Origin of the sequence: Rhizobium sullae (genome assembly GCF_025200715.1) — a bacterium.
GTDB classification, from domain to species: domain Bacteria; phylum Pseudomonadota; class Alphaproteobacteria; order Rhizobiales; family Rhizobiaceae; genus Rhizobium; species Rhizobium sullae.
Genome location: NZ_CP104143.1, coordinates 3,778,618 through 3,791,217, shown reverse-complemented (window position 1 = coordinate 3,791,217; position 12,600 = coordinate 3,778,618). Strand labels below are relative to the sequence as shown.

Annotated in this window: 11 protein-coding genes; 5 read left to right on the top strand and 6 right to left on the bottom strand. The window is 59.4% G+C overall.

From position 1 onward, the window contains the following. Positions 1-10: 10 nt before the first annotated feature. The 4 genes from N2599_RS18735 to N2599_RS18720 are packed head-to-tail and all read right to left on the bottom strand — an operon-like array spanning position 11 to position 4,236. A complete protein-coding gene (locus N2599_RS18735; RefSeq protein ID WP_027511955.1) occupies positions 11-1,084 on the bottom strand; it encodes a Gfo/Idh/MocA family protein in 1,074 nt (357 codons plus the stop codon). A 17-nt stretch (positions 1,085-1,101) separates the two neighbouring features. Next, on the bottom strand, positions 1,102-1,980 hold the full coding sequence (locus tag N2599_RS18730) for a carbohydrate ABC transporter permease (RefSeq protein ID WP_244915024.1): 879 nt from the start codon (positions 1,978-1,980) through the stop codon (positions 1,102-1,104). Position 1,981: 1 nt separating this feature from the next. After that, entirely contained in the window at positions 1,982-2,944 is a 963-nt protein-coding gene (locus N2599_RS18725) for a carbohydrate ABC transporter permease (protein WP_027511957.1), read from the bottom strand. Between the two features lie 5 nt (positions 2,945-2,949). Next, on the bottom strand, positions 2,950-4,236 hold the full coding sequence (locus N2599_RS18720) for an ABC transporter substrate-binding protein (RefSeq protein WP_027511958.1): 1,287 nt from the start codon (positions 4,234-4,236) through the stop codon (positions 2,950-2,952). A gap of 208 nt (positions 4,237-4,444) precedes the next feature. On the opposite strand from N2599_RS18720, the gene N2599_RS18715 reads away from it, so the two are divergent. The 5 genes from N2599_RS18715 (at position 4,445) to N2599_RS18695 (ending at position 9,732) form a co-directional block, all read left to right on the top strand. After that, on the top strand, positions 4,445-5,122 hold the full coding sequence (locus N2599_RS18715) for a TetR/AcrR family transcriptional regulator (RefSeq protein WP_027511959.1): 678 nt from the start codon (positions 4,445-4,447) through the stop codon (positions 5,120-5,122). Positions 5,123-5,247: 125 nt separating this feature from the next. Next, positions 5,248-6,396, top strand: a complete 1,149-nt coding sequence (locus tag N2599_RS18710; RefSeq protein WP_027511960.1) for a Gfo/Idh/MocA family protein — start codon at positions 5,248-5,250, stop codon at positions 6,394-6,396. A 3-nt stretch (positions 6,397-6,399) separates the two neighbouring features. After that, a complete protein-coding gene (locus N2599_RS18705; protein WP_027511961.1) occupies positions 6,400-7,563 on the top strand; it encodes a dihydrodipicolinate synthase family protein in 1,164 nt (387 codons plus the stop codon). A gap of 27 nt (positions 7,564-7,590) precedes the next feature. Then, on the top strand, positions 7,591-8,421 hold the full coding sequence (locus N2599_RS18700) for a sugar phosphate isomerase/epimerase family protein (protein ID WP_027511962.1): 831 nt from the start codon (positions 7,591-7,593) through the stop codon (positions 8,419-8,421). Between the two features lie 36 nt (positions 8,422-8,457). Beyond that, positions 8,458-9,732 (top strand): Gfo/Idh/MocA family protein, encoded by a 1,275-nt coding sequence (locus tag N2599_RS18695; RefSeq protein ID WP_027511963.1) that lies wholly within the window; start codon positions 8,458-8,460, stop codon positions 9,730-9,732. A gap of 2 nt (positions 9,733-9,734) precedes the next feature. Here the strand turns inward: N2599_RS18695 and N2599_RS18690 are convergent, their stop codons facing one another. Both N2599_RS18690 and N2599_RS18685 read right to left on the bottom strand, forming a co-directional pair. Beyond that, positions 9,735-10,745: a hydroxyacid dehydrogenase gene (locus tag N2599_RS18690; protein ID WP_027511964.1), complete on the bottom strand. Its 1,011-nt coding sequence runs from the start codon at positions 10,743-10,745 to the stop codon at positions 9,735-9,737. Further along, complete coding sequence (locus N2599_RS18685; protein ID WP_027511965.1) at positions 10,742-12,595, bottom strand: DUF2264 domain-containing protein; 1,854 nt, start codon at positions 12,593-12,595, stop codon at positions 10,742-10,744. The genes N2599_RS18690 and N2599_RS18685 overlap by 4 nt, the downstream gene beginning before the upstream one ends. Between the last annotated feature and the right edge of the window lie 5 nt (positions 12,596-12,600).

Genomic DNA, 12,600 nt, shown 5'->3' with positions numbered 1-12,600 from the left:
TCCTGGTCCGTTATCTCGTTTTTGCACGCCAGTCGGCGTACTTCGGGCTGTCCGGTCCGATGGGCAGCGCAATGTCTGCGCCGCTATCGGACGATTGATAAATTGCAGTTACTAGTTCCAGCGCACGCCGCGCATCGGCGCTCGTGACCGGCAACGGACCCTTGCCGCTGAGGTGTTCATGAAAGTGGGCCATCTGCGTGTTGAACCGCGGCGCAACCGGCGGCAAGTCGCCAATGGCAGCGTCGATCCTTGCCTGCACTTCGTCATTCGCGGCGATGATCTGCCACGGCCCCTTGCCTGGCGCGTAGGGATCGTGGTTGCTTTCGAAAGTAACGTTTTCGAAATGCAGCCGCAGCCGGCTGATCTGCTGCTGCGAACCCAGCGTGCAGGAAAGTGAAACGAAAGCGCCATTTTGCATCAAAAGGCTGACGGAGGCGCAATCTTCCACCTCGATGTCATTGACACGAGTGGCAACCCTGCCAAAGACGCGGGCGGCGGGACCTGCGAGATGGAAGAGCATGTCATGCAGGTGCAGCGCATGGGTTACGAGCACGCCGCCGAGTTCAGTCGCCCATTTGCCGCGCCAGGGGACCGTGTAATATTCCGGCTTGCGCAGCCAGAAGGTTTCGACGGCGCCCATGTAGAACTTGCCGGCTATGCCGGCATCGATGATGTGTTTCGCCTTCTGAATGCCATCGCCGTAGCGATACTGAAAGATCGGCATCAGAGTGCCCTTGGCGCCCTTTTCCGCCTCCATGATCTCGTCGACAGCGGCAAGCGAGCCGGTCAGCGGCTTTTCGCAGACGACATGCTTTCCCGCAGCAAGCGCTGCCACCACCTGTTCACGATGGATGCCAGGAGGTGTGCAGATATCGATGATGTCGATACTCTCATCGGCCAGGAGCTCCGCAAAGGAGGCCGTCCGGCGCTCAATTCCAAACTCGTCGCCGACGGCGTTCAGGCGCTCCTCGTTGAGATCGCAGACGGCTGCGACCCTAAACTTATCCGGATGCGGCAGATAGCCCTCGACTATATGAGAACGCCCGATACCGCAGCCGACAATGGCGACCGTCTTGATGCTCATCTCACTTCCCATCCGCATCAGCGTTTCATGCCGGTCGTGGCGATGCCTTCGATCAGCAGACGCTGGAAGAAGAGGAAGAAGAAAAAGACGGGCACCAGCGTGAGCGTCGACATGGCGAATAGGCCGCCCCAATCCGATGCACTGGTCGAATCGACGAATGTGCGCAGACCGAGCTGGATCGTGTAGGTGTTCATGTCATTCAGGTAGATCAGCGGGCCGAAGAAATCATCCCAGGTCCAGATGAAGGAGAAGATTGCGGCCGTCGCCAGCACAGGTAGGGAAAGCGGCAGCATGATCTTCCAATAGATGCGCCACGCGCTGCAGCCGTCCATCATCGCGGCCTCATCCAGTTCGCGCGGGATGCCGCGGAAGAACTGCACCATGAGGAAGATGAAAAAGGCGTCGCTTGCCAGGAACTTCGGCACGACCAGCGGCAGGATGGTGTTGACCCAGCCGAGGTTCAGGAAGAGCACATATTGCGGGATCAACGTCACATGATACGGGATCATCAGCGTGCCGAGCATGATCGCGAACCAGAAATTCCGGCCGGCAAAGCGAAGGCGCGCAAAAGCGAAGGCAGCGAGAGAACAGGCAATGACGTTGCCGATCACCGTCAGCACCGAAATCACCAGCGAGTTCCAGAAAAACCGGCCGAAGCTGACATCGAGACCGACCCAGCCACGAAGATAGGACGAGAAATCAATGGACGATGGAAAAATCGACGTCGACGTGAAGATTTCGTTTTCCGGGCGCACCGAAGCCGAAAGCATCCAAAGCAACGGATAAAGCATCAGCAGCGAGCCGCCGATCAGCAGGGCGTGAACCAGGATCGAACCCGGCAGGCTGCGCTTGTTGACGTCCGAGGGCGGCGGCGGGGCGGTGACAATGGCGGTCATCTCAGTCATCGTAGTGCACCCAGTAACGCGAAGACAGGAATGAGAAGGCGGTGAAGATCGCGATGATGATCACCAGGATCCAGGCAAGCGCCGAGGCATAGCCCATGCGGAAGTTGCCGAAGGCTTCCTGATAGAGATAGAGCGTGTAGAAGAGTGTCGAATTGATCGGGCCACCGGTGCCGCCGGAAATGATGAAGGCGGGGGTGAAAGCCTTGAAGGCGTCGATCGTCTGCACGACGGCGTTGAAAAAGATGACCGGCGTCAGAAGCGGCAGCGTGATCTTGTAGAACTGCCGGAACTTCGAGGCGCCGTCGAGGCTGGCGGCCTCGTACATATCCTGCGGGATCTGGCGCAAACCGGCGAGGAAGATGATCATCGGTGAGCCGAATTGCCACACGCTGAGCGCAACCAGCGTATAGATCGAATAGCTCGGATGCGAAATCCAGCTCGGCCCCTGTATGCCAAATTGCGCAAGTGCCGCATTGACCAAGCCGTCACCGGCGAAAAGCTGGCGCCAGAGGACGGCAATCGCCACGCTCGCGCCAAGCAACGAGGGCAGGTAGAAGATGGCGCGGTAGATCGGTAGGCCTCGCACGCCGCGGTTCAAGGCCAGCGCGACCATCAGCGCAAAAGCAAGCTTGAAGGGCACCGACAGTGCGACATAGGTCAAGGTGACCGACATCGCAGAGGCGAATTTCGGATCGGCGGTGGCGATGCGCACGTAATTTGCCGCGCCTACCCAGCCCGGCGACCTCAGCATGTCGAAGTCGGTGAAGGATAGGTAGAGCGAGATCAGGGCAGGTCCGAGCGTCAGCCCGAAGAAGCCCAGAAGCCACGGCAGCAGGAAAAGGTAACCGGGAGCATTGGCATTCCACAGCCGCTTGAACCGGCTGTCGGCCACCACACCCTGATACCGTTCTACCGTCGCTGCCTCTGCAGGCATCGTGCGCATCGCATTATTCATTTGGATCAGCCCCGCGCGAGAATACGCGTAAGTTCGTCCACGAGCTGCTTGCCTCCATCTGCCGCTGTCAGCTGACCAAAGCCGACCTGCTCAGAGATGTTTCGAAGCGTGAGCTCGCCCTCACCTGCACCCGCAGGCGGCGGTGGCGGCAGCTTGCCGGCGAGATCGCCAAGACCAGAGACGTATTCCAGCGGCACTTTCCCAACAGCATCGAGCTTGGCTGCTACGACCTCACGCATCGCCGCCGATTCCGGAATACCGCGTTCAACACCCAGCGCCAGCGCGGCCTCAGGGTTTGTGACGAAGAAATTCACGTAATCGACTGCCTGATCGACCACCTTCGACTGGGATGAAACGGAGAAGAACATAGAAGGTTTGCGGTAATGCCCGCCCTTCGAATCTTTTGTCACTCGCATGTGGTTTGCCAGAGTGAGCTTGTCCTTGTTCATCTGCTGATATGCCACGAATTGGTTCGAGTGTGCGAAACCAGCGGCTGACTTGCCAAGGGTCAGCGTATTGGTCTCGATGTCGTTCTTGTCCAAAGCCTGAATGTCAGGCGGAACGCATGCGCCGTTTTCACGGAACTTGTTCCACATATCGAACCACTCGGTCGCTTCTTCGACGCCAAAGCCAACTTTCGCATCGGCCGTGTAAAGCGCCTTTCCGCGTTGGCGAAGGTAGTTTTCGAAAAGCGGCTCACCACCACTGCCATCGGCCATTCCGAACAGGCCTTTACGCTTGCCGGCCTTGGTCAGCTCGGCGGCCATCTTGCCGAACTCCTCCCAGGTCGTTGCCTTCGTCGGAAGATCGATGCCCGCTTCCTCGAAGGCGATCGTGTTCAGCATGGTTGCTGCCGAATTCGCACCCAGGCTCACGCCATAAAGATGCCCGTCGACGCTGCCGCCCTCGATCTGTGCCTTGTCGAAGTCAGCGAGATTAAGCTTCGAAGGCATATAGGAATCGAGAGGCGCAAGTGCGCCGCGGTGTGCATACTCGACGATGTAGCGGTAATCCATCTGGATAACATCGGGGGCATTCTTGCCAGCGACCTGCGTCGCCAGGCGAGGCCAATAATCGCCCCAGCCGAGAAACTCGCCGGTAATCGAAATGCCCGGATTCTTCGCCTTGTAGAGTTCCGATACCTTATTGGTGCGGTCAGCGCGCGGCTGGGATCCCCACCAGAGCAGGCGCAGGCGTGCATCCTGCGCAAAGGCACTGGAACCCAGTGCCGAAAGCGAAAGAAGCGTTGCCCCGCCCGCCATGAAATTACGTCTGCTTACCCGTAGTGTCATCTGTTTTTCCTCCTCCCTTGGGGAGCGCCTCCATACGCTCCTTGCTGGTTTCTCTTGCAACAAATAACTAATTGGTTACAAGTTATGGACAAGCATCGGGCCTGTCAAGCGGTGATAATTTCGCGAGGTTCTCCTCCCGGATTTTCGCTTTTACAATCTCGCACCGAAGCCTTATGAGCGCAACAGAGCGTCTGGGGAGATGAAGCGGATGGATACTCGCGGCAAAAGCACGGAGAAGAAAAGAATCGCACGCGCTTCCGGCGAACGCGTATTGCAGCGCGACCCCGAAAGGACCAAGGCCGCGATCCTGGAAGCCGCTACCCGCGAGTTTGCAGAAAACGGCATGGGCGGGGCACGCGTCGATGCAATTGCCGAGCGAGCGGGCACCAACAAGCGCATGCTCTATCACTATTTCGGCGACAAGGAGCAGCTCTACCTGCGGGTGCTGGAGGAGGCCTATGTCGGCATCCGTACAGCGGAGCGTGCCCTGCATATCGGCGACCGCAGCCCGGAGGAAGGAATCGGCGAACTCGCTCTCTTCACCTGGCACTATTTCCTCAAGCATCCGGAGTTTCTCAGCCTTCTCGGCACGGAAAACCTGCACCGCGCCCGCTGGCTCCGCCAGTCCGTCCGGCTCAAGGAACTGCATTCGCATCTGATCGGCGAGCTGGCGCAGGTTCTCGAGCGCGGCAAGAAAGCGGGCGTCTTCATCGAGACCGCCGACCCCCTTCACGTCTACCTGACGATCGCGTCGCTCGGCTATTTCTACCTTTCAAACCAGTACACACTTTCGACGATCTTCGGCCGCGAGCTGCTCGAGCCCTCAAGTCTCAACAGTTGGGAACAGCATATCGTCCACGTGACACTCGCCTCCATCAAGCGCTGAAAATCAGATTGACTATTGACAGCCCCGCTTCCGATCTGCCATCAAGTAACCGTTTAGTTACTGGTTTTGGGAGGACCGGGCGACGCCCGCTCCGGCCGTTCGATAATTTGGCAGGGAGGAATGAGATGGCTCGTCTGGGGATCATTTTGCACGGCGTCACAGGCCGCATGGGATACAATCAGCACTTGGTGCGATCGATCCTCGCCATTCGCGATCAGGGCGGCTTGCTCCTGAAATCCGGCGAACGGCTGGAGATCGATCCGATCATCGTCGGACGCAACCGCGACAAGATGGAAGAGCTGGCGAAAAAGCACAGCATCAAGCGCTGGTCGACCGATCTCGATGCCGCACTCGCCAATCCGGACGACCAGATCTTTTTCGATGCCGGAACGACGCTGATGCGCGCTGAGTTGCTTTCCAAGGCACTCGATGCCGGCAAGCACGTCTACTGCGAAAAGCCTATCTCCGACGACCTGCAGATAGCCGTCGATCTAGCAAGAAAAGCACGAGCCTCCGGCCTCAAGCACGGCGTCGTGCAGGATAAGCTCTTCCTGCCGGGGCTTCGCAAATTGGCCTTGCTGCGCGAGTCCGGTTTCTTCGGCAAGATTCTCTCGGTGCGCGGCGAGTTCGGCTACTGGGTTTTCGAGGGCGATTGGGGCGTTCCGGCGCAGCGACCGTCCTGGAACTACCGCAAGGGCGACGGCGGCGGCATCATCCTCGACATGCTGTGCCACTGGCGCTATGTGCTCGACAACCTCTTCGGCGAAGTCAAAGCTGTCTCCTGCCTCGGCGCCACGCACATCGGCAGCCGCATCGACGAGCAGGGCAAGACTTACGACTGCGATACGGATGATGCGGCCTATGCAACCTTCGAGCTCGACGGCGGTGTGATCGCGCAGATCAACTCGTCCTGGGCCGTGCGCGTGCGTCGCGACGACCTCGTCACATTTCAGGTCGATGGCACACATGGTTCCGCTGTCGCCGGCCTTACGAAATGCTGGACTCAGCATCGCGTCAATACGCCGAAGCCAGTGTGGAATCCGGACCAGCCCCAGACGATCGACTTCTACAAGACCTGGGACGAGGTGCCGGATACGCAGGTATTCGACAACGGCTTCAAGGTGCAGTGGGAGATGTTCCTGCGCCATGTCGCCGAAGACGCGCCATGGCCCTACGGCCTGGAAGCCGGCGCCAAAGGCGTCCAACTTGCGGAACTGGGCCTGAAATCCTGGGCCGAACGGCGCTGGCTCGACGTTCCGGCATTGGAGTTCTGATATATGCAAACGATCAATCTCCCCCTCGACGGAAGGATCGCCCCCTATACGCTGGCTGGGACGCCGATCGAGATCAAGAAGCGCGCCGCGAAGGATTTTCCGCGCGTAGTCTTTGCCGCTGCCCATGTCGTTGCCGATCCGTTGGCTGACAACGACCCATGGCTGACGCCTGCCATCGATTGGGAACGGACGCTCGCTTTCCGCCACCGCCTTTGGGACCTCGGCCTCGGCGTTGCAGAAGCGATGGACACGGCACAGCGCGGCATGGGACTTGGCTGGCCAGAGGCCCGCGAGCTCATCCGCCGCGCACTTGCGGAGGCACGCACTCGCAAGGATGCGTTGATCGCCTGCGGCGCCGGTACCGATCATCTGGCTCCTGGTCCCGACGTGACGATCGACACGATCATCAAGGCCTACGAAGAACAGATCGAAGCCGTCGAGGCAGAGGGCGGGCGCATCATCCTGATGGCAAGCCGCGCACTTGCGGCCGCTGCGAAAGGGCCTGATGATTACATTCGCGTCTATGACCGTATCCTGCGACAAGTAAGAGAGCCGGTCGTCATCCATTGGCTGGGGGAGATGTTCGACCCGGCACTCGAAGGCTATTGGGGCAATCCGGATCACATTAAGGCCATGTCCACCTGCCTGCAGGTGATCGAAGCCAATGCCGCAAAGGTCGACGGCATCAAGGTGTCGCTGCTGTCGAAAGAAAAGGAAGTGGCGATGCGCCGGCAACTGCCGAAAGGCGTGCGCATGTATACCGGCGACGACTTCAACTATGCCGAATTGATAGCCGGCGACGAACAGGGGCATTCCGATGCACTACTCGGCATCTTCGATGCCATTGCTCCGGCGGCCTCCGCCGCGATGGAAGCCCTCGGCCGCAAGGACAATCACGAGTTCTTCGACTTGCTCGATCCAACCGTTCCGCTTTCACGCCACATCTTCAAGGCGCCGACGCGCTTCTACAAGACCGGCGTCGTCTTCCTGGCTTATCTCAATGGCCTGCAGGACCATTTCACGATGATCGGCGGCCAGCAGAGCACGCGTTCGCTGACGCATCTCGCCGAGCTTTTCCGGCTGGCGGACAAGGCGCGGGTTCTTGCCGATCCCGATATGGCGGTCAGCCGCATGAAGCAGGTGCTCGCCGTTCATGGCGTTCACTGACGCCGATCGGGAGTGGGAGGAGTTTATATGCAGGTCGAAGGACTTTCGATCAATCTTGCGACGATCCGCGAACAGTGCGGGTTTGCCGAAGCGGTCGACATCTGCCTGAAGCACGGCATCACCAGGATCGCGCCCTGGCGCGAGCAGGTCGCGAAAGTGGGACTCGGCGAGGCCGTTCGTATCGTCAAGTCGAATGGATTGAAGCTGACCGGCCTTTGCCGCGGCGGCTTCTTTCCGGCAGCCGACGAGGTGGGATGGCAGAGGAACCTGGACGACAACAGGCGCGCAATCGATGAGGCGGCAGCACTCGGCGCCGATTGCCTTGTCCTTGTCGTGGGCGGCCTGCCGGGAAGCTCGAAGGACATTGGCGCAGCGCGCCAGATGGTGTCCAACGGTATCGCGGCGATATTGCCGCATGCAGAAGCCGCCGGCATGCCACTGGCAATTGAACCGCTGCATCCAATGTATGCCGCGGACCGGGCTTGCGTAAACACGCTCGCTCACGCGCTCGATATATGTGAGCAACTGGGCGAGAACGTCGGCGTTGCAATCGACGTCTACCACGTCTGGTGGGATCCGGATCTCGCCAACCAGATCGCACGCGCCGGCCGGATGAAGCGCATCTTCGCGCATCATATCTGCGACTGGCTGGTACCCACCAAGGACATGCTAACCGACCGCGGCATGATGGGCGACGGCGTGATCGATCTCAAAGGTATCAGGCAAATGGTTGAGAAGGCAGGCTTCTTCGGCGCGCAGGAAGTTGAAATCTTTTCGGCAGAGAATTGGTGGAAACGGCCAGCGGACGAGGTCATCGCAACCTGCGTCGAACGGTATCACAGCTGCTGCCGAGCATAGTTCGATATATTTCAGGACGCATGAGGAGGATCATCGATGGAGAAACGCCGTTTTGCACTGATCGGGACGGGAAATCGCGGAACCACCATGTGGGGCAAGGACCTGCTCGCCGGTTGGCGCGAGCATGTCGATCTCGTCGCAATCGTCGAAAAGAATTCCCTGCGTGGTGAGCGCGCCCGCACGATAATCGGCAGCAACGCGCCGATCTACGAGGATATCGATGCGATGCTGGCCGAGGTCAAACCGGACCTCGTCATCGTCTGCACACCAGATCACACGCATGATGCGATCGTCGTGCGGGCGCTGGAGGCCGGGATCGACGTCATCACCGAAAAACCGATGACGACCGCAGTCGACAAGATTCGCCGCATCATCGACGCCGAGAAGCGGACAGGCAGGCGCGTCGACGTGTCCTTCAACTACCGTTATGCGCCGACGGCCGCCAAGATTAAGGAACTGCTCAATTCCGGCGAGATCGGCCGCGTCACTTCGGCCGATTTCCACTGGTACCTAAACACGAAACACGGCGCAGACTACTTCCGCCGCTGGCACGCCTATACCGAGAATTCCGGTAGCCTCTTCGTCCATAAGGCAACACACCATTTCGATCTGCTGAACTGGTACCTCGACAGCGATCCGGAAGCTGTGACATCCTTCGCCGACTTACAGAATTACGGCCGCAAAGGCCCCTTCCGCGGCCCGCGCTGCAAGCTCTGTCCGCACACGGGTGAATGCGACTACTATCTCGATCTGGAGGCCGATCCCTTCCTGGATACGCTCTACGAGGAACCGTCGAAGATTGACGGATATTTTCGCGACGGATGCGTGTTCCGTGAGGATATCGACATTCCAGACACCATGGTCGTCAGCATCCGCTATCGAAACAACGTGCATGTCTCCTATTCGCTGAACACCTTCCAGCCGATTGAAGGCCACCATCTGGCATTCAACGGCACCAAAGGCCGGATCGAAATTCGCCAGCACGAAGCCCAACCTTGGGAGGTAAAGAAAGAGGACGAGATCCTGCTGATCCGGAATTTCCCCAATGGCAAGGAGGCACTTGAGCGCATCGTCGTGCCGCATTTTTCCGGGGGCCACTACGGTGGCGACGACCGGATGCGCAACATGATCTTCAAGCCGGACATGCAGGACAAACTGCATCAGCGCGCCGGAACGCGCGCCGGCGCCATGTCCGTTCTTTGCGGTATTGCAGCGCTGCAGAGTTCCCGCACCGGCAAGGTCGTCAATCTTGCCGATCTGATGCCTGAGCTTACCAATGACGGCTCACCGAATTCCCGCAGAGTCGAATAGGCTCAGGCGATCTTTTCGAGGTCCGCGAGCGTGACGCCGTAAAGCAGCGGCTCGCCCTTCAGGAAACGCTCGATCTCGTCCACCGCCATTTCGCCGAGGCGCATGCGCTCCAATCCGACGGCGCCTGCAATATGGGGCGTCAAGAACACATTCGGCAGATCGTAAAAGGCCGACGACGGCTCGGGGATTTCCGGGTCGGTGACATCGATGATCGCATCGATGCGGCCGGTTGCAAGTGCCGCCAGCAGGGCGGCTTCATCGATGATGGCACCTCGCGCCGTGTTGATGAGCGTTGCGCCATCCTTCATCAGAGCGAGCCGGTCCGCATCGATCATATGCCGCGTGGAAGGCAGGGACGGGGCATGGATCGAAACGATGTCCGAGACCTTCATGAGCGTATCCAGATCGAGCTTCTCGGCTCCAAGCCCTCGCGCTTCGGCCATGCTGATCGTCGGGTCAAACAGCACGAGCTTATAGGCGAACGGCTTCAGCAGGTCGATGACGCGGCGGCCGATCCGCGATGCACCGATAATGCCGACAGTACGGTGGTAGTTGCCAATCGCCAGGCGCTGCATCGGATGGGTGCGGTGACGACTGCGGTCCGCTGCGTAAACGTCGCGAAAGCGGAAAACTCGTTTGCCGGCAAATAGAATGGCTGCAAGCGTAAACTCCGCAACCGGAATGGCATTGGCTTCCGCCGCGTGGCTGACTGCGATCCCGGCCTTGAAAATCTCTTCGCCGATTATGCCTTTGACCGTGCCTGCCGCATGAGCGACGATCTTCAGGCCACTTGCCGCAGCGAGCACCTCGCTGCCCACCTCGGGCACCCCCCAGCCTGTGATGAGGATTTCCGTCTCCGGAAGCATGCGCCGGGCGCGCTCGTCAGAAAAATTCTGCAGTGGCTCGCGGTCAAGCAGGCGACCGATGCCTTCCAGACGTTGAAGCAACTCATCCGAGACGACATGTTCGGTGCGCTCCGGATGCATGGCAAGCGCGATGCCGAGACGGCTCATGGCATCTGCCCTGGTGTTGCAATGGCGCTGACGGTGACACCGTATTTCCTTACCTGTTCCTCCAAGGCGTCGATATCCGGCACGCTCGGCGGTTTCGTCCAGATCCCGGAAACGGCTTTCGGATCATCGATTGCAAGCACTGCCGTAACCAGTACCGTTTCGCCTGCCGGGATTTCGCCACGCAACTGCGGCACCAATGTCTTTGCAACAATCAGGTTGGTATTCGGCAGAGCCTTCTGCGCAAGGCCGGTGCGCTTCACGGATGAGCCGAGATCGGCGATGCCGGAAAAATCAGCTTCGCCGATAACATGCGCGGCACCTGCTTCCGCCGAAAGCATATCGAGGTCGAAATCCCGCTTGGCAATCGCGAAGCCGCCTTCGGCCGTCTGCAATACACGTGGCGTATTGATCCTGTGAACGCGGATATGCCAGGGCGCGGCAGGCACGAGCCATGTCTGGACGGAGACATCTTTGAACGGCGACCACTTCGAGTAAAGTACATTGCCGGCAATCTTGGCTTCCGTATTCGTCTCGCGAACACGGTAGTGCAACCCGTCGTCACTAAAGGCCAGCGCCGAATCAAAGGCACCGCCGGCAAAATTGCGCTCGTCGGCTTCAACGCTGAAACCGTATCGCGCTGAATAGGCGAATTTTGCGTATTTTTCCGTCCCAAATCGCATCTGGAGATTTTCCTGGCCAGAGGAAAGCGCCACAACATCGCCGCCTGTCCGCATCACGACCATGCCCGGGTGGCGCTGCGGAGAGACCGCGACCGCTTCCGGCATCTTCTCCTTTGCCGTCCAGAACGGATGATCCCCAGGAATTGCGAGCGGCAGAAAGGCCTTGAAAGCCCAATAGGGCGAGCCTGCGGAATTATAGCTTTCCGACATCAGCAGATTGGGATAGCCGAAACCGATCGACAGGACGCCGTCGCGGTTCGTTATCGGCCTGTCCCCCCACCAGCGCAGATGCTGAAGGCAGAGATGCTTGACCTCGCCCCAAGGCAGGGCTTCGAGATCGGCGAAAGCAAGCGCCGACCAGAAACCGGCACAGGCGAAGCGGTATGTCAGGCTGCGGCCAAACGGTACTGTCGCCCCGTCGGCCGCAAACCAGTTCTTGAAATCCTTTGCAAAGAGCACTGCCCGTTCGCGATAGCGCTTGGCATAGTCATCATCGACAAGTTTCGAATAGATCAGGCCGTAAAAGTGCATCGCGAAGGGAATGTAGTGATCGACACGGCGGACATTGCCGTCGCGATACCAGCCGTCGCCAATATAGAAGCCTTCCAGCTCTTCCAGGTACTGTTTGGTGAGGCTGCGGTCGAAGTCCGCGCCCAATCGGTTAAGCGCGATATCGACGAAGATGCGGAAGAACTTCCAGTTGTTGTCGGCATAATCGAACTGGCGCGCATGCTTGAAATAGGCGATGACGTTGTTTCGGGCACGCGCATCGAGCGGCTCCCAGATCTTTTCCGGGACAAGCGCCAGCGCGAAACCGAGCGCGGCAAGCTCCACCATGCGCTGGTCGCGGCCGTTGACCGTGCCCCAATATTCCGGATGCTCCGGATCGGTGCCGTTGGCGAGGCCCTCAGCGAAGCGATCCCAATGCTCGAAGCGGCCGTTTCCCGCACCCAAAGCAGCAAGACCCCACAGAGGCCGGGCGAAGCCTTCCAAGTCGGCGGCGGCGCGATCGAAATGCGCGCCGGCGCCATCTAGCCGCACGCGGGCATTGCCCTTCGAAAAATAGGGCAGCAGCGGATCGAAGAGATCGAGAAGCGCGCGGCTCATATCCTGACGCGTTTCAAGCGGATTGCCTGCAAGCGGATTGGCGCTGGCCGGATCATAAGTCATAGGAA

Coding starts and splice junctions, on each gene's coding strand:
- N2599_RS18735 (WP_027511955.1), bottom strand. CDS start 1,084: ATGAGCATCAAGACGGTCGCCATTGTCGGCTGCGGTATCGGGCGTTCT.
- N2599_RS18690 (WP_027511964.1), bottom strand. CDS start 10,745: ATGAGCCGTCTCGGCATCGCGCTTGCCATGCATCCGGAGCGCACCGAA.
- N2599_RS18725 (WP_027511957.1), bottom strand. CDS start 2,944: ATGAATAATGCGATGCGCACGATGCCTGCAGAGGCAGCGACGGTAGAA.
- N2599_RS18715 (WP_027511959.1), top strand. CDS start 4,445: ATGGATACTCGCGGCAAAAGCACGGAGAAGAAAAGAATCGCACGCGCT.
- N2599_RS18720 (WP_027511958.1), bottom strand. CDS start 4,236: ATGACACTACGGGTAAGCAGACGTAATTTCATGGCGGGCGGGGCAACG.
- N2599_RS18700 (WP_027511962.1), top strand. CDS start 7,591: ATGCAGGTCGAAGGACTTTCGATCAATCTTGCGACGATCCGCGAACAG.
- N2599_RS18705 (WP_027511961.1), top strand. CDS start 6,400: ATGCAAACGATCAATCTCCCCCTCGACGGAAGGATCGCCCCCTATACG.
- N2599_RS18685 (WP_027511965.1), bottom strand. CDS start 12,595: ATGACTTATGATCCGGCCAGCGCCAATCCGCTTGCAGGCAATCCGCTT.
- N2599_RS18710 (WP_027511960.1), top strand. CDS start 5,248: ATGGCTCGTCTGGGGATCATTTTGCACGGCGTCACAGGCCGCATGGGA.
- N2599_RS18695 (WP_027511963.1), top strand. CDS start 8,458: ATGGAGAAACGCCGTTTTGCACTGATCGGGACGGGAAATCGCGGAACC.
- N2599_RS18730 (WP_244915024.1), bottom strand. CDS start 1,980: ATGACCGCCATTGTCACCGCCCCGCCGCCGCCCTCGGACGTCAACAAG.